Below are 16,426 nucleotides of genomic sequence, written 5' to 3'. Positions count from 1 at the left end.
AGTCGGAGATCAGAGGGATGGTGGCCTGACCGACCGCCACCGCAGCTGTGAAGATGAGGTTGACCAGGGAGATGCCGACGCTGTGCACCGCGGCGCTGTCGGTCCCGACCCTGGCCGCCGCGAAGGTCAACACGCCCAGGACGGCGAACTTGACGAGTACCGTGCCGGCCAGCGGAATCCCCACGGCGCCCAATGTCCAGACCTGCTTCACATTAGGCCGGCCCGGATACAGAGAGCGGCCGGTCAGCACGGTAGAGCGGCGGAGGGAGACCTGGTTGACGCAGGCGCTGATCACGCTGGAGGCGAGCATGGCGACGCCTGCCCCGGTCAGGCCGTAACCCGGCAGCGGGCCGGGACCACCCACGAGGAGGACAGAGAGCGTGACGGATGCGGCGGTGCCGAGCAGTCCGGCCCGCATCACCAGCTTTGAGTGGCCCAGTGCAACCAGGACGGATGTAGCTGACGAGCTGACCGCGATGGCGAGCACGCTGCCGGCCAACAGGAAGGGGAAGATCCCCAGCTGGTCGAGAACGATGCGGGGAACCCCGGCCGCTTGACCGATCAGAGGAACTGACGCGACCGCTGCCGCGGCGATGGCACCCACGGTGATCGCGAGCCACATCCCGCTGCGCACCACGGACAGGAGATGGTCAGGATCCCCCTTGCGCGGCGTGACAAATGGCATCACGCCGCGCAGCGCGCCCGCCACCGTGGCGGTAGCGGGGCTGAACACGGCCATGGCGACGGCGAAGGCCGCGAGCGTAGCGGTGGAGTGGTTGCCGAGCAGCGCGGTGTCGACCAGAGCGCCGGCTGATGCGGCGATCATCGTCAGGTACAGCGGGAGTGCTGCCGCCGCTATCTCGATCCACGTACTGCGTCCGGCCGGTCTAGTCCCCTTGCTGATCACGGGTTCGATCATCACACTGCGGGAGCCGAAAGATCAGCGGAAGTGACGAACTCTCCGGGGCGGTTCACCCCTACCGGGAAGAGACCCTAGGCGGACCCGCGCCGCCCGCGCCGACCTGGGCGAGTGGCCCGTGTGGGCCGCCCGCTGCCAGGAGTTGATCAAGCAGGGCGCCTGCTACGTCGAAGGCAAGCACGTGCCGACGTACGCCGAGGCCGCGCGCACCGCCGGCGGTGAACCGAAACCGCTGCACGCGCTGCTGGAAAATGTGAGGGCCATGGCCGGGCAGCCGATGCCCGAGCCGCAGCACCTCTCCTTCGTCGCCCCGGGCTCACCGATGCGGGCCCGGGCGACATCGCCCAGCGGGGGTGGTCGCCAGTGGGTCCGTCGAGCCGGCACGCAAGGACGGACGGCTTGACGAACTCAGCCGCCGGTCGGGCTCGGCACCACCTGATGTGAGAAGCCGTGCCGGGCGCTCCCCCTTTGACGGGGCGTGGGTGCCCGCTCGCAGCCTGGTTGTTTCCGGCCATGAGGTTGTTCGCAGTGGCTGGTCGAGTCGCCCTGGCTACGCGCGGGTTCAGCGAGACATGCCGGCAGCGCGCCGCTGGAAACGATCGTTAGCGTCGGGCGCGTGCGATATCGCCATCGCTGCGGCGTGGCGTCGTTGCCCAGGATGGGCGCCAGGTCGTCTCAGGGAGGGCTGCCAGGTTTCCGAAGTGGTTGATGATCGCCCGGAGTCCTGGGTGGGGGTTCGTTTTGGGGAGGATGAGCGAGAGTGGGTATGCGAGGGTCGGATTGACGATCGGGATGCGGCGTAGGTCGTAGTTCGTCGGCCAGATGTACCGGTCGCGTGCGCCGACGAGGGTGGCCACGTCTGCGGAGTCCGCGAGGGTGTCCAGGAGTACTTCGTCGCCGAAGTGCGGGCCTGCCGCGTCGATGCGTAGGTCGAAGTCGGTGGCGAGCTGATCGTAGAACTCTGCCCATTCGCTGCGCGGCGCGATACCCGGCACCCAGATCCGGTGCTGGCGCAGCTGGAGTGGCGTCAGTGTTCGTGCTGAGGCGAGCGGATGTCTCGGGCCGACGAGGAGTTCCAGCGGGGAGTCGAACGCGTGGATCATTCGCACGTCGCGCGGCAGGGTGGCCGGGTCGGTGACGGTGCGGAACGAGGCGTCGATATCGCCTGCTTCGACGGCGGCGACCGCCACGCGCGGGTCGTTGACCCTGAGGGTCACCACGTCGAGGTTGGTTTCGGGATGCGACCGCCAATAGTCGTGCAGAACAACGGCCTGCGCGCTTCGCAGGCCGAGAACGTCGATCCGAAGGGCCCGGGAGCCCGGCTTGACGGCGGTGATGCCGCGTTCGACACCCGTGACGATGCTCCGGGCATGCGGGAGAAACGCCTGCCCATCGAGCGTCAGCTCGACCCCTCGGGCGGTACGGGTGAACAGACGGACCTCCAGCTCGCGCTCCAGAGCGGCGATCCGCTTCGAGACCGCCTGCTGTGTCACGCCCAGCTCGTCGGCCGCGTATCGCAACTGTCCGAGCTCGGCCGCGCGGACGAACGATCGCACCGCTTCCGTATCCATCGACCCAGCCTATCCATGCCCAACCAATCGTTGTGGCTCGTCGGGAGCCGGTTGTTTGATGGCGCTCCGATGCGCCTGGTGTGATTCAAGTAGCCAAACATTCGGTTGTCGCGAGGGAGTCATGTGCGCGTGAGACTGGGGTCCAACTTCGGCTGGCTGTGGTCGGCCTACGCCGTCAGCACGTACGGCACGTGGATCGCTTTCGGGGCGTTCCCGCTCATCGCCGTTCGGGTGCTGCACTCGCCGGCATTCGCCGTCTCGCTCCTGGGGGCCGCCGGGCTTGCCGTTGCCGCGATCGTCGCGGTCCCGTTCGGGCCGTGGGTCGAGCACCGGGCCAAGCGTCCGGTGATGATCGCGATGGACCTGATCCGGTTCCTCGCCATGGTGAGCGTTCCGATCGCGTACCTCCTCGGCTTACTGTCCTACGGCCAACTGCTGGTCGTCTCGGTCATAGCCGGAACGGCGAACATCGCCTTCACCGCGGCATCTGGGGCATACCTGAAATACCTCGTCCACAAAGACCATCTCCTCATCGCGAACAGCAGGTTCGAGGGCACGAGCTGGGTGGCGACCGCGGCAGGCCCGCCCCTCGGTGGCGCGCTCATCGGGTTGCTCGGCCCGGTTGTCACCGTCGCCGCCGACGCCCTCAGCCACCTGCTGTCCGCGCTCGGGGTCTTCCGCATCCGTGGAGGCGACGTCGCGGCACCCCGCGACCCGGCAACCAGGGTGCGCGCCACCGACCTCCTGGGCGGCTGGCGATTCATCCTCCACGACCGCGTCCTACACCGTCTGTTCCTCAATTCCGTGACAGTCAACGGTCTGATCATGGCCACCAGTCCGCTCCTGGCCGTCCTCCTGCTCGGCCAATACCGCTTCCCCGCCTGGCAATACGGTCTCGCCTTCGGCATCCCGGCAGTCGGCGGCTTCGCCGGTGCCCGTCTCTCCGCTCGCCTCGTCGCCCGCTACGGTCGCCACCGCACCATGAACGTATCCGGCTGGCTGCGCTCGATCTTCCCGCTCGGCCTCGCGTTCACCCAGCCCGGTATCCCCGGGCTCCTCACGGTGATCATCGTCGAGGGCCTGCTGATCACCTGCATGGGCATCTTCAACCCCATCAACGCGACGGAACGTCTGCAACGCACCCCCGCCGATCACGCCGCACAAGTCCTCACAGCATGGAGTGTCAGCAGCAAACTCGCCCAGGCCATGCTCATGGTGCTCTGGGGCATCCTCGCGACACTCACCAGCACGCTCACCGCGATCACCATCTCCGGCATCCTCCTGCTCGCCACCCCGCTCCTGCTGCCCAAACGAACACACATGCCCGACCCTGAGTCCGCCGCGTCGGCCAATACGCCCGGACCTGGACCTCAGAGGCGAGTTGGCACCACAAGAGCGAAAGATCCCATTTCCATTGTGTCCATGTCATGAACGCCCATAAGCTCTGCCGACCTCATTCCGACCGAACGGCGCCGTCATGAACCTGAGCGAGTCCGTCCACATCGGCCCGGTGGTCCGGGACAACTGGCGCCGCTGGGCGCAACGCGGCGACAAGCTCTGCACGGGAGGCATGGTGACCGGCGAGAAGTGCGGCTGGAAGGTGACCGCGACCCAGGCCACCGTGAAGTACAGCTCCGGAATGGTCGCCAAGAACGTGGTCGTGGCCGAGAAGGGCTCGGGCGCCTGCACCACGCCGGGCGACTCCGGAGGGCCGACGTATACCGTCGACAGCAGCGGACGCGCCATTGCCAAGGGGGTCATCTGCGGTGGCGGAGGCGGCGGAAGTGACAACAGCGGTGGGTTCTTCGACCCGTGCCGCCTCATTTTCACCGACATCGGGTTGGCCAACAGCGCCCTCCCCGGCACCGTGGCGAGGTCCTGACATGCGACGCATCCTGCTCACCCTCGCCACGGTGGCGGCTCTGACCGGCTGCTCGGTCTTCGGCCAGGAAACCCTGTGCACCCAGGCGGACATGGACTCCGCGGTCGCCGTGGTGTGGCGGCCCGCCGACTTCGGCAGCACGGACGCGGCGGTGATCCGCGTGTGCGTGGAGGACAAGTGCAAGGAGCAGAAGTCCGGCGACGCGGACAACCCGATCGCAGGGGTGTCGGTCCGGCTGCCTGACGACATCGGCGCCGTCACCGTCCCGGTGCGGCTGAAGGTGACGGCGGCGCGGGACGACCGGGTCGTCGTGGCCGACAGCCGCCGCGCACGGTTGACGGAGCAACACCCCAACGGAACTTCGTGTTCGCCCGTGGCATGGACGGCGGCCTTCCGCGCCGACCCCGCCAAGGGGCTCACCTCACCCGAGGGCCTGTCCCTGCAGTGAGGTGACCCGGGGGAACCGATGCCCGGACCCGTCGCACCGCCGACGGGTCCGGACCGGACCGGAGCCACCCGGCCTGCCCCGGCGCGGCGACAGAAGAGCCGGTGGCCACGCCCAGCAGGTGCTGCCGTACCTCCGCAGGGCAGGCGGAACGCAAGGGACCGTCCTGGTGAACCCTCCAGCCGCCGCCGTTGCCGTCCGGCTCGGTCCATGCCTGCGAGCCGGTCGCCACGTCGGCTATGGCGAGACCGTCCTCCGCACGAACCAACTCGGTGGCTGGTTCGCCAAGTTGTGCGACAGCGCCTGCGCCGACACCGGACTCGTCGTCCCCTGCCGCAAATGCCCAGGCCGCCCACTCCTGTGTGGCAGTCGTCAGATCCTCGTACGGTCGGTGATCCAGCGGGCGGCGAGCAGGCCGGAGGCGGCGGTGAGGACGGCGGCAGCGATGACGGTGGCGTTGAGGCCGAGCATGTCGGCAAGGACGCCGGCGACGAGGGCTCCGGCGGCGTAGCCGATGTCGCGCCAGAAGCGGTAGGTGCCCAGGGCGTTGGCCCGCCAGGCGGGGTGGGCGTGGTCGGAGACGGAGGCGATGAGGGCGGGGTAGACCATGGCGGTGCCGAGTCCGAGAGCGACGGTTCGTTCCAGGCCCACCAGGCCGCCTACGGCGATGTTGACGACGACGAGCAGGGAGAACTGAGGCCAGTTCTCCCGCAGGCCGAGGCGGACCGGGCGCCTGGAGGCGTCGGTCGGCGTAGCGACTGTAGGCGTGGCGTTCACGAGCGGATGTCCTCCGTGCCGTGGCGAGGTGGTGCGGGAACGTGGGCGCCGGGTGCAGGGCCGGGCTACGCCGGTGGGCGTGTACGGGTGGCCCTGTCGCACCCCTTGTTCGGGTGGTCACTCGCAGCTCCAGCGCGGCGTCCCAGGCGTTCTTGATCTGCCGGGGGACACGTACCCGCAGTTCAGAATACCCCCAGGGGTATTCTGAATCGTGCACGAAGGTGCACGCTCCCCTGTGAGTCAGGATACCCCCAGGGGTATTTGACTTCCCCGCAGGAGTCGGCTTACGGTCGAGTACGTAAATACCCAGGGGGGTATCGAAAGCAAGGGGTACCTCGATGCGTGAAACAGGTCTGGACGTCTTCGCGGCCGAGCTCGCCCACGGCGCGTTCGTTATCGACGTCCGCGAGTCCAACGAGTACGCGGCCGGCCATGTCCCGGGGGCGTTCAGCACTCCGCTGTCCGCGCTCGGTGCCGTCATCGGTGATCTGCCCGGCGACCGGCCGGTGTACGTGATCTGCACCGGCGGCAACCGGAGCGGCTGGGCCGCCGAACATCTCGCGGCTCTCGGGATGGACGCCGTCGCGGGCGGCACTGCGGGCTGGGCCCGCACCGGTCGTCCGCTCGTGTACGGCACGGCCGTCCACGCCACCTGAACACCCGGGCCCAGCACCTGGACCCGTCACGCCGGGCGGGCAGCAGCCCGCGCCCCCACACCCTCGCACCCACCTCCGGGGGCGTGTTCCTCATGAAGGGGTTGCCGTGTTCTTCACCCAGTACTACCTCGACTGCCTCTCCCAGGCGTCGTACATGATCGCCGACGAGCGTACGGGCCAGGCGGTCGTCGTCGACCCGCGCAGGGACGTCTCCGAGTACTTGGCCGACGCCGCCGCACACGGTCTCACGGTGGTCGGCGTGATCAACACGCACTTCCACGCGGACTTCGTCGCCGGCCACCTGGAGATGGCGGACGAGACCGGCGCCTGGATCGCCTACGGCCGGCGGGCCGAGACCGAGTACCCGATCCGCAAGCTCGCCGAGGGCGAGCGCATCTCCCTCGGCGACATCACCCTGGAGATCATGGAGACGCCCGGGCACACCCCCGAGTCCATCAGCGTCGTCGTGTACGAACACGCCGATGACTCCGTCCCGTACGGCGTCCTCACCGGCGACGCGCTGTTCATCGGCGACGTCGGACGCCCCGACCTGCTCGCCTCGGTCGGCGTCACCGCCGAGGAGCTCGGCGCGATGCTCCACGACAGTGTTCAGAACAAGCTCATGGGCCTTGCCGACGAGGTGCGGGTCTTCCCCGCGCACGGCGCCGGCTCCGCCTGCGGCAAGAACCTCTCGACGGAGAAGCAGTCGACCATCGGCGAGCAGCGCGCCACCAACTACGCGTGCGCGCCGATGGGGCGCGAGAAGTTCGTCGCGCTCGTCACCGCCGGCCAGTCCGCGGCGCCCGGCTACTTCGCCTACGACGCCGAGCTCAACCGCAAGGACCGCGTTCGGTACGACCCCTCGGCCGCCCCCCGGCCGCTGCCACTCGCCGAGTTCACCGAGCTGCGGGCCGCCGGCGCGGTGGTGGTGGATACACGCGACCCGCAGGAGTTCGCAGCCGGCCACCTGCGCGGCGCGGTGAACGTGCCCGCGGACGGGCGGTTCGCCGAACAGGCGGGCACCGTTCTCGACCCGGCCGACGAACTGGTCGTCATGGCGCCGCAGAACCGGGAGGAGGAGGTCGTCACCCGCCTCGCCCGGATCGGCTTCGACCGCGCCGTGGGCTACCTGCGCAACCCCGAGGACGCACTGGAGAAGCTGACCGACGAGGTCACTCCGGCGAGCCGCGTGACCGCCGCGCACCTGCGCACCGCCCTCACCGGCGACAACCCTCCCCTCGTCGTGGACGTGCGCACCTGCGGCGAACGCGAGGCGAACGGCTTCATCGAGTCCGCCCTGCACATCCCGCTCAGCGAACTCCCGCAGCGCGCGGACGAGCTGCCCGCCAACCGGCCCCTGGTCCTGCACTGCGCCGGCGGCCACCGCTCCTCGATCGCGGCGAGCCTGCTGCGCCACCGCGGCTTCCAGGACGTCTCCGACATCCTCGGCGGTTACGCCGCCTGGGCCCTGTCGGTGGAGTCGACCGAAGCCGCCGAGCTCGCCGGCGCCTGATCGCCACAGCCACAGCCTCCCACCACTCGCCCCTGGGGCCCCGACGACCGCCGGGGCCCCTCACGCCCCACGTATACCCCCCTAGGTATATACGTCCGATCCGAAGGGAACCCCATGAGCACCACCCCCGCGCCCACCTTCTCCCTCGCCCCCGCCGTGCTGCACCGGCTCGTCCAGGAAGGACGGGCGCCGCGCCTGCTCGACGTGCGCGCCCCCGGCGAGTTCCGTACCGCACACATCCCCGGCTCGTACAACGTGCCCCTGGCCACCCTGCGCGAGCACCGGGCCGAGCTCCTGGCCCACCTCGACGAGGACGTCGTGCTCGTCTGCCGCTCCGGGGCCCGCGCCGCCCAGGCCGAGAAGGCCCTGGCCGACGCCGGCCTGCCGAACCTGCGCGTCCTGGAGGGCGGCATCATCGCCTGGGAGACGGCCGGCGCACCCGTCAACCGGGGCCCCGAGCGGTGGGACATGGAGCGCCAGGTCCGGCTCGTCGCCGGATCGATCGTCCTGACCACCGGCCTCGTCGGCGCGTTCGTGCCCGGCGCGCACCTGATCGGCACCGCGATCGGCGCCGGCCTGACCTACGCGGCCCTCAGCAACTCCTGCACCATGGGTGTCCTGCTGTCCAAGCTGCCGTACAACCGCGGGCCGCGCCCCGACCTCCGCACGGTGATCGCGGAGCTGCGGAGCACGCCGTGACCGCCCTGGTCGTCGCGGCGTCCCTGCTCGTCGGCGTCAGCCTCGGCGTGCTCGGTGGCGGCGGCTCGATCCTGACGGTGCCGATCCTGGTCTACCTGGCCGGACAGGGCACCAAGGAAGCCATCGCCACCTCACTGTTCGTGGTCGGCGTCACCAGCCTGGCAGCGCTGGTCCCGCACGCGCGGGCCCGGCGGATCCGTTGGCGGACCGGCCTGCTCTTCGGCGCGTTCAGCATGGTCGGCGCGTACGGCGGCGGACGGCTCGCCGAGTACATTCCGGGCACGGTCCTGCTCGTCGCCTTCGCCCTGATGATGCTGGCCACCGCGGTCGCGATGCTCCGCAAGCCCCGGCGCGGCAGGGAGAAGGCGCGGCCCACCCGCGGCGATCTCCCCCTGAAGCACATCGCGGTGGAGGGTCTCGTCGTCGGCGCGGTGACGGGCCTGGTCGGCTCCGGCGGCGGGTTCCTCATCGTCCCGGCCCTCGTCATACTCGGCGGGCTGCCGATGGGCATCGCGGTCGGCACCTCGCTCCTCGTCATCGCGATGAAGTCCTTCGCCGGACTCGCCGGGCACCTCTCGAGCGTCGAGATCGACTGGCGCCTCGCCCTGACCGTGACGGCCGCCGCGGTGGCCGGCAGCCTCGCGGGCGGCCGCCTCGCGGGCCGCATCCCCCAGGACGTGCTGCGCACGGCGTTCGGCTGGTTCGTCGTCGTCATGGGCGTCTTCGTCCTCGCGCAGCAGCTCGGCACCGCCGTCTGGACCCACCCGGCCACGTGGGCGGGGCTCGGGGCCGTGCCGGCCGCCGCGGTCGCCGCCCGGCTATGGCGGGCAACGCGGCCCCGCTCCGCGCTGCCGCCGCAGATGCCTTCCGCACCGGTGGAGGGACACGAACAGACCACAGTGAAGTCCTGAAAGTCCTGATTCATACCCCCTGGGGTATTCTTGTCAGGGGGGTGAAGGAGGATCTCGGTGCAAGCGGACGAAGAATCGGTACGCCCTGTCCTGAACCATCTGCGACGGGCTCAGGGACAGCTGGCCGCTGTGATCGCGATGGTCGAGTCGGGCCGCGACTGCGAGGACGTCGTCACCCAGCTCGCCGCCGTCTCCCGGGCCCTGGACCGGGCCGGATTCAAGATCGTGGCAAGCGGGATGCGGCAGTGCCTCACCGGCGACTCCGGCACCCCGCCCATGACACGGCGGGAGCTGGAGAAACTCTTCCTCGCCCTCGCCTGACCCCTCCTCCGTCCGGTCGGCACACCCCCCCATGCCGGCCGGAAACCGGGTGCGGACCGTCGGTGCGGTGGTGTGTGGTCGGGGTATGGCGATTGTGTTGGGCAAGCCGGGAGTCGACGGGCTGAGCAAGGCTGTGGGCGTGCTGCGGGAGTGGCAGTACGACGGGGCGCCGATGCAACTGCATCCGGGGGACCTGGGCTGGTTCTGGCGGTTGGGTGCGGAGGCGACGGCCGCGGCGGTCCGGACGTGGAGCCGGGACGGACTGATTCTCGCCGTCGGACTGCTGGACGGTCCCGGCCTGTTGCGGCTGACGATCGCGCCGGACGCTCAGCGGGACGAGGAGCTGGCGCGGCAGTTGGTTGTGGACGTGACCGGACCGGAGGGCGGCGTGCTGCCCGAGGGGAAGGTGAACATCGAGGCGCCGATGGGTGCACTGGTCCAGGATCTGCTGTTCGAGGACGGCTGGAACACCGACGAGCCGTGGACGCCGCTGCGCCGCGACCTCACGGAGCCGGTGAAGGACCCAGGCGTGCGGATCGAGGTGGCTGGGCCGGAGCAGGCGCACGTGTTTGCCGCCGTACATCGGGCAGCGTTCGACGGGTCGAGGTTCACGGACGAGCGCTGGCACGCGATGGCGGCCGGATTGCCGTACGCCGACGCCCGGTGCCTGGTCGCGTACGACGACCAGGGCAACGCGGTGGCGGCGGTGACGGTGTGGTCGGCCGGTCCGGGCAGGCCCGGGTTGCTCGAACCGATGGGCGTGCACCGGGAACATCGCCGTCAGGGCCACGGCGAGGCGATCACCGTCGCCGCGGCGGCCGCACTCCAGGAGCTGGGCTCGTCGAGCGCGATCGTCTGCACTCCAAGCTCCAATGTCGGCGCCGTCGCCACCTACAGGTCAGCCGGCTTCCAGCAACGCCCCGAGGTCCGGGACCGATACCGGGACGTCCAGGGCCTGTCCGGCGGATCAGGTCGCAGGGAATCGGCGGCACCTCATCAACTCAGGTGAGCGGGGGGCGATGGGGGAAGCGTCCAGCTGCAAGGCGGAGGAGGACGTCGACGCGGTGGGGGTTCCTCCCGCTCGAGCGGGGCCGAGAGTGGGGGAGTCGGCCAACTGAGGCAAAAGGGCCTCCTGCAGCGCTTACGGATTCGACACCCGCGTGCTACCAGGAGGCCCTTCCTCCATGCGCGAACAGCGGCCAACTCACCGGATCCAGGAACCTGTTCGTCCAAGAACGACCGCGTGACCGGAAAGAAGGCTGCTTCTGCGGCCCTGCGAGCCGACTACCACGGCTTCGGTAGCCGCATTGTGTACGCCCTGAGCACCGGCGACAGGCTCACCTGCACCTCCCACCTGGCCTTGTACTCCTGCCACCTGGCCTTGTACTCCTGATCCCCGGCTCAGAGCTCCCACTCAGCGGGGGAAGCTCACTCATACAAGCCTCCTGGCAGGTGGTGAGAGGGCGGAGCCCCGGCGGGGCGTGCCGGTCCCCATGCTCGCGGCGGCGCCGTGACTACGCCGGTACGAGAATGGCCGGCTTGTCGGCGTGCAGCATGGGGTGGTTGTCCAGCAGCCCCTCCGGCAGGTCGAACCCTTCGATCAGCGTCAGCGCGTGGGGTTCCAGGGCTGCGACTACGTTGTCAACGGCGTCGGGCAACTGTTGTACCTGGTCCGCGGTGATCCGCCCCTGGGCCAGCAGGTCGCCGCTGTGCGCGGCGATCCGGCGAAAGGCGAACAGCCGGTGCAGGTCGGTGAGCAGTTGCCGGGTCTGTGCGGTACCGGCCTGGTCGGCCGAGTCGGACAGTGCCTGGCCGGCCAGGCGATGGGCGTGCGCCTCGACGAGTTGGAGCGCGGGGGTGACGGTTCTGTTCCACCGCGCCAGGGGTGAGGGGGCGCGGCCGGTGCGGAGGCGGGCGCGGGCCCGCTCGTGCCATATTCGCTCGACGTCCGCCAGGAGGTCCTGCAGGTACCGCGGATCATCCAGTGAGCGCTGCTCGGGCGGAATGTCGTCGGCCGGCTGGGGTGTGAAGCCGCCGAGGAGCATTTCACCGGCGGCCTTGACCCAGATGACCTTGTTGTCGCCTTCGGCGGTGATGGTGCCTTCGTTCGCGGCGAGCTGGCCGGCGATGCCGTTGGCCAGGATCAGGCCCTGGGCACCACAGCGTTCACGGCACTCGGTCATGATGGCGCGGGCCTGCCAGGTGATCCACCCCTTGGTGACGGCGATGAGCCGTTCGCACCGCTCCAGGTCGCTGTCTGCCGCGTCGGTCCACTGCTGGGTGACGCTGCGTTGCAGGAGGGTGGCGGCGTAGGCGGTGGCGGTGGCTTCCAGGAGGGGTGCGTGGTGGCTGCGGTGCGTGAACAGCGGAACCTTGTGTCCGCTGGTCATGCCGGAGGTGTGGCGGTTGTGTGCGTGGCGGATGGCGACGGTCAAGGCGTGGCGGGTGGTGCCCAGGCTGTAGGCGCTCATGCAGAGCTTGCCCATGGTGACGCGGCCGATGGAGCGCAGGAAGCGTTTGCGGGGGCTGCCGAGGCTGCTGGTGAAGTGGCCGTCACGGGTGAGACGTCCGTGGTCGCCCTGAAGGAGTGAGGTGTAGGGCAGTTGGACGTGGTGGAAGCTGGTGGCGCAGTGGTCGACGGGGCTGCTGGCGGCCTGGGGCAAGCCGCGTATCTCGATGCCGGGCATCGGTGTGCCGTGGGCATCGTGCAGCGGGGTCAGGAACAGGAAGACGCCCAGGTCGCGGTCGTCGACGAGGAGGCGGGCGGCGACCACGGCGTCTTTGGGCCCGCCCACGGGGCTGGTGTTGGGCATCCACTTGCAGGCATCGGGGCGAGGGGTGTTGAGAACGAAGCCGCCGGTGTCCCGGTCGAAGGTGCAGGTGGTTTCCATCTGGGCGGCGTCGTTGCCATGCGCGAGTTCGGTGCACAGAAACGTTCCGACGCGAGCCATCTGCGCGTACTCGGTCAGATCCCGATCGTCGTGGTCGTGATCGAGGAGGCTGCCGAGGAAAAGGTTGTAGTGGATGCTGGCGCAGGTCGCCATGCCGGCGTCGACGGCACCAGCCCACTCGTGCATCGCGCTCAGCGCGGCAGGATCGCAGGCGAAGGCCAGCGGATCGTCGATGGCGTTGTTGACCAGACGCAGGCGCTCATAGGACAGCCGGATGCGCGCCTCGTGGGTAAGCCCCTCCTGGTAGGAAAAGGGTGCAGAGCTGAACAGTCGCATCCAGGGATGGTGGAAAGTCGCGGCGCGGGTACCGAACAGTGCGGTGGCGAGTTCGTCCGGCAAGGGCTGTGAGGGAGAAAGCCGAGTGTCGATCACAGTCGCCCAGGCTACCGTTGTTGATCACATCATGATCATTTCCACGATTGAAAGAGCTCAGGGGGTGGGGCACGATGATCGACAACGGCGGGCACGCACCACCCTCGAACAGGGGGTGCGTGCACAGCCCCGGACCGACCGCGGTCCGGGGCCTGTTGCCGAGCGGCTCGGCATGGATCGGTGAGCGATCTGGAGCTCGCTCGCGTCGGCCCGCGTCCAGGCGGGGGGCCATGGCCGGCTCAGGAGACGGTGCCGGCCATTCCGCCGCCGCCGGTGAGAGTGTTCGTGGAACTGTGGTGGGCCGGGCTGGTCGTCGGTGCGCTGATCTCGGTCGTGACCGCGCCCGTCGGGGTCTCCGGCGCGGTGTTCCTGCTGCCGGTCCAGCTCAGCCTGTTCGGTGTGCCGAGCCCGGCGGTCACTCCGACCAACCTCCTCTACAACGTCGTCGCCGGCCCGGGGGCGCTGTGGCGCTACCGCCAGGACGGGGCGCTGGGTGGTCCGCTCACCCGGCGACTGGTCCTCGGCACCGTCCCCGGGGTCGTGATCGGCGCGGTGATCCGGGTCTTCGCGCTGCCGAGTCCCACGGTGTTCCGCCTGCTGATCGCCACGCTCCTCGTACCGATCGGCGTGTGGCTGTGCGCCAGGACCGTCCGGCGGCGGCCGCCCTCGCAGCAGACTGACGCTCACGCCGAACCGTCCGGCCGTGCCGTGAGCGGACTCGCCCTCGTCGTCGGGATCATCGGCGGCGTGTACGGCATCGGCGGTGGCTCCCTGCTCGGCCCGATCCTCGTGGGCCGGGGCATGCCCGTCGGCCGAGTCGCCCCCGCCGCCCTCGCCTCGACGTTCGTCACGTCCCTCGTCGGCGCCGCCACCTTTGCCCTTCTGTCGCTCGTCGGCCCCGGCGACGTCGCACCGGACTGGGGCCTCGGCCTGGCCTGCGGGCTCGGCGGCCTCGTCGGGGGCTACCTCGGCGCCCGCCTTCAGCCCCGGCTGCCCGAGGCCATGCTGCGCCTCACCCTGGGCACCCTCGCCGTCGCCCTCGGCACGCTCTACGCCGCCCAGACACTGCGCTGACCGCCGGCTCACCGGCTCACCGCACTGTCCGCCGCCCTCGCATGGAGGTCTACTCCGGCAGGTGTGCGTCCGGCGCGTCCGGGCGGTGGACGGGGAAGCCCGACCGGGTGGCCGCCTCGTGGCGCACCCGCAGGAACTCCAGGTGCCGCTCGTACTGGTCGAGGCCGTCGGCGATGAGCTGTTCCTTGGTGTAACCCATCACGTCGTAGTCCTGGTTGCCCTCGGCGAGCCGGACCTCGAAACGTACGTAGGTGTCGTGCGTGCTGACCGACCGGGTGGCGAACGCAGGGGTCGGCAGCTCGACGGGCCGGACCTCGTAGAGGAATTCGTCGCCGGGGCCGATCGGTACCCGCAGGCCGACGTGTGTGAGGCCGTTCTCCTCGTCGGTACCTTCCAGGACCTCCGCCTCCGCTCCGTGCTCCCGCAGCTCCTGGGCGACCTCCTGGAAGGCGGGGCGGCACACGTCGTCGACGAATCTCGCGGCCGCCCGCCTGCCGGGGAACACCATCGTTCGCGCCAGCCGATGCCGCCAGTTCGGCGCCCCCGGCAGACCGTGCTGCGCCATACGTCCGGAGAGCGTCCCGGGCAGCGTGGTGATCCTCGCCTCCGCCCGCATCCGCTCGGTACGCAATGCCAGATAGAGCCCGGCCATGATCAGGAACATGACGAAGGAGAAGGGCAGACCCATGATGATGGTGGCGTGGGTGAGCGCGTGCACACCGCCCACGATGAGCATGGCGACGGTGAGCAGCCCCGTCGCCACCGCCCAGAAGATGCGCAGCCACGAGGGCGCGTCGGTCACCGGGGTGGGCAGCTCCGCGCTGAGGTTGCCCATGACCAGGGCCCCGGAGTCCGCGGAGGTGACGTACAGCAGCAGCCCGACGAACGTCGCGAGTCCGGCGCTGAACAGGAACCCCGGGTACTGTGCCAACAGGTCGTAGAAGCCCTGCTCGGGGGCGTTCATGGCCGTTTCGCCGAACTCGGTGTTCCCGGCGCGCACCAGGAACAGGGCGCTGTTGCCGAAGATCGACAGGAAGAGGCCGGTGAAGAGGAACGGGATGAACAGCGTCGCCGCGACGAACTCGCGCAGGGTGCGGCCGCGGGAGATGCGGGCCAGGAAGAGCCCGACGAACGGCGCCCAGGCGATCCACCAGGCCCAGAAGAAGAGCGTCCACGTGTCCAGCCACTCGATGGGCTGGTCGTAGGCGAAGGTGTTCAGGGTCATCGACGGGAAACGGCTGATGTAGTCCCCGACGTTCTGGACCAGGGCGTTGAGCAGCCGGAACGGTTCACCCACGACCAGGATGTAGAGCATCAGCAGGGCGGCGAGCAGGACGTTGAGCTGCGACAGCCGTCGGATGCCCTTGTCCACGCCGGACGCCGCGGACGCGGTGGCCATCGCCACCGCGACGACGATCAGGGCGATCTGTGCGGAAAGCCCCTCCGGCACGCCGAAGAGGACTTTCAGTCCGTAGTTCAGCTGCACCACGCCGATGCCGAGCGTCACACCGATGCCGAACACGGTGCCGATGATGGCCGCCAGGTCGACGGTGTCACCGATCCGCCCGTGGATCCGGCGGCCGATGAGCGGATAGAGCGCGGAGCGGATCGCGAGCGGCAGCCGGTACCGGAAGGAGAAGTAGGCGAGCGCCATGCCCATCAGCGCGTACATGCCCCAGCCGGTGATGCCGTAGTGGAACAGGGTCCACACCACGGCCTGCCGGGCGGCCTCGAGCGTCTTCGGGTCGCCCTGCGGCGGCGCGAGGTAGTGGCTGACAGGCCCGGTGACCGAGAAGAACATCAGGTCGATGCCGATGCCCGCCGCGAACAGCATCGACCCCCAGGTGAAGAGGCCGTAGTCGGGCTTGGAGTGCTTGGGGCCCAGCTTGACCGTGCCGTACTTGGACACGGCGATGAAGACGACGAACAGCAGGTACAGGGTCGCGGCGAGGAAGTAGTACCAGCCGAACCAGTGGGAGATCTTGCCGACCGCCACTCCGATGACCGTCTCCGCACCGGAGGGGGTGATGATCGCCCAGATCGAGATCGCGAGGATGAGGAAGGCCGACCCGAAGAAGACCACGGGTTTGAGCCGGACCGGGCCCATCGGCACGTCCTCTGCCGACGTCTCCTCCGGCGCTTCTCCGGGGCCCTTCTCTCCAGCGGTCGACACGGTCGTGTTCCTCCTTCGCTGAGGGCGAGGACGTCGGCTCCCGGCGGCCGGCGGCATCTGCCGCGGCCCGCGGGGCTCGGGAGGCCTCTTGTCGGTGCTCGAGCGCCCGGGGCGCGGGGGACGAGGCGGTGTCCTGGTGCCCCGGTGCCCCCGTCCAGGACC

17 protein-coding genes are annotated in these 16,426 nt (G+C 69.7%); 12 read left to right on the top strand and 5 right to left on the bottom strand.

All coding sequences use genetic code 11. The features are described from left to right. On the bottom strand, positions 1 to 919 hold a 919-nt coding region (locus ACFPZI_RS18550; protein WP_381364324.1), incomplete at its 3' end, for an MATE family efflux transporter. A 118-nt stretch (positions 920 to 1,037) separates the two neighbouring features. Here ACFPZI_RS18550 and ACFPZI_RS18545 point away from each other — a divergent pair. After that, entirely contained in the window at positions 1,038 to 1,322 is a 285-nt protein-coding gene (locus tag ACFPZI_RS18545) for a hypothetical protein (RefSeq protein WP_381364322.1), read from the top strand. Between the two features lie 199 nt (positions 1,323 to 1,521). Here the strand turns inward: ACFPZI_RS18545 and ACFPZI_RS18540 are convergent, their stop codons facing one another. Beyond that, positions 1,522 to 2,490, bottom strand: coding sequence for a LysR family transcriptional regulator (locus ACFPZI_RS18540; RefSeq protein WP_381364320.1), 969 nt, complete (start codon positions 2,488 to 2,490; stop codon positions 1,522 to 1,524). A gap of 123 nt (positions 2,491 to 2,613) precedes the next feature. On the opposite strand from ACFPZI_RS18540, the gene ACFPZI_RS18535 reads away from it, so the two are divergent. Genes ACFPZI_RS18535 through ACFPZI_RS18525 form a run of 3 tightly spaced genes read left to right on the top strand, consistent with a single transcriptional unit; the run spans position 2,614 to position 4,820 of the window. After that, a complete protein-coding gene (locus ACFPZI_RS18535; RefSeq protein WP_381364318.1) occupies positions 2,614 to 3,921 on the top strand; it encodes an MFS transporter in 1,308 nt (435 codons plus the stop codon). Positions 3,922 to 3,967: 46 nt separating this feature from the next. Then, the gene (locus ACFPZI_RS18530; protein ID WP_381364317.1) at positions 3,968 to 4,372 is read left to right on the top strand and encodes a chymotrypsin family serine protease; all 405 of its coding nucleotides are present in this window, start codon (positions 3,968 to 3,970) and stop codon (positions 4,370 to 4,372) included. A gap of 1 nt (position 4,373) precedes the next feature. Beyond that, the gene (locus tag ACFPZI_RS18525; protein ID WP_381364315.1) at positions 4,374 to 4,820 is read left to right on the top strand and encodes a hypothetical protein; all 447 of its coding nucleotides are present in this window, start codon (positions 4,374 to 4,376) and stop codon (positions 4,818 to 4,820) included. 369 nt (positions 4,821 to 5,189) lie between these two features. On the opposite strand, the gene ACFPZI_RS18520 is transcribed toward ACFPZI_RS18525, so the two are convergent. After that, positions 5,190 to 5,594, bottom strand: coding sequence for an MFS transporter (locus ACFPZI_RS18520; RefSeq protein ID WP_381364313.1), 405 nt, complete (start codon positions 5,592 to 5,594; stop codon positions 5,190 to 5,192). 338 nt (positions 5,595 to 5,932) lie between these two features. Here ACFPZI_RS18520 and ACFPZI_RS18515 point away from each other — a divergent pair, with 338 nt between their 5' ends. The 7 genes from ACFPZI_RS18515 to ACFPZI_RS18485 all read left to right on the top strand — a co-directional run bounded on the left by ACFPZI_RS18515 (position 5,933) and on the right by ACFPZI_RS18485 (position 11,087). Then, complete coding sequence (locus ACFPZI_RS18515) at positions 5,933 to 6,250, top strand: rhodanese-like domain-containing protein (protein ID WP_381364312.1); 318 nt, start codon at positions 5,933 to 5,935, stop codon at positions 6,248 to 6,250. A gap of 106 nt (positions 6,251 to 6,356) precedes the next feature. Then, positions 6,357 to 7,763, top strand: a complete 1,407-nt coding sequence (locus ACFPZI_RS18510; RefSeq protein WP_381364310.1) for a rhodanese-like domain-containing protein — start codon at positions 6,357 to 6,359, stop codon at positions 7,761 to 7,763. 114 nt (positions 7,764 to 7,877) lie between these two features. Continuing rightward, complete coding sequence (locus ACFPZI_RS18505) at positions 7,878 to 8,462, top strand: rhodanese-like domain-containing protein (RefSeq protein WP_381364308.1); 585 nt, start codon at positions 7,878 to 7,880, stop codon at positions 8,460 to 8,462. Next, complete coding sequence (locus ACFPZI_RS18500) at positions 8,459 to 9,373, top strand: sulfite exporter TauE/SafE family protein (RefSeq protein ID WP_381364306.1); 915 nt, start codon at positions 8,459 to 8,461, stop codon at positions 9,371 to 9,373. The genes ACFPZI_RS18505 and ACFPZI_RS18500 overlap by 4 nt, the downstream gene beginning before the upstream one ends. Before the next feature lie 57 nt (positions 9,374 to 9,430). Beyond that, entirely contained in the window at positions 9,431 to 9,694 is a 264-nt protein-coding gene (locus ACFPZI_RS18495; protein ID WP_381364304.1) for a metal-sensitive transcriptional regulator, read from the top strand. 85 nt (positions 9,695 to 9,779) lie between these two features. After that, complete coding sequence (locus ACFPZI_RS18490) at positions 9,780 to 10,703, top strand: GNAT family N-acetyltransferase (RefSeq protein WP_381364303.1); 924 nt, start codon at positions 9,780 to 9,782, stop codon at positions 10,701 to 10,703. A 234-nt stretch (positions 10,704 to 10,937) separates the two neighbouring features. Then, the gene (locus ACFPZI_RS18485) at positions 10,938 to 11,087 is read left to right on the top strand and encodes a hypothetical protein (protein WP_381364301.1); all 150 of its coding nucleotides are present in this window, start codon (positions 10,938 to 10,940) and stop codon (positions 11,085 to 11,087) included. Positions 11,088 to 11,208: 121 nt separating this feature from the next. On the opposite strand, the gene ACFPZI_RS18480 is transcribed toward ACFPZI_RS18485, so the two are convergent. Continuing rightward, a complete protein-coding gene (locus ACFPZI_RS18480) occupies positions 11,209 to 13,017 on the bottom strand; it encodes an acyl-CoA dehydrogenase family protein (protein ID WP_381364299.1) in 1,809 nt (602 codons plus the stop codon). A 249-nt stretch (positions 13,018 to 13,266) separates the two neighbouring features. On the opposite strand from ACFPZI_RS18480, the gene ACFPZI_RS18475 reads away from it, so the two are divergent. Next, entirely contained in the window at positions 13,267 to 14,091 is an 825-nt protein-coding gene (locus ACFPZI_RS18475; RefSeq protein WP_381364297.1) for a sulfite exporter TauE/SafE family protein, read from the top strand. Between the two features lie 49 nt (positions 14,092 to 14,140). Here ACFPZI_RS18475 and betT read toward each other — a convergent pair whose 3' ends face one another. Beyond that, positions 14,141 to 16,264: a choline BCCT transporter BetT gene (gene betT / locus ACFPZI_RS18470; protein ID WP_381364295.1), complete on the bottom strand. Its 2,124-nt coding sequence runs from the start codon at positions 16,262 to 16,264 to the stop codon at positions 14,141 to 14,143. Positions 16,265 to 16,426 lie beyond the last annotated feature (162 nt).

The sequence above is a fragment of the Streptomyces chlorus genome, assembly GCF_042655885.1.
GTDB classification, from domain to species: domain Bacteria; phylum Actinomycetota; class Actinomycetes; order Streptomycetales; family Streptomycetaceae; genus Streptomyces; species Streptomyces chlorus.
This window is presented reverse-complemented; position numbering and strand designations above follow the sequence as displayed.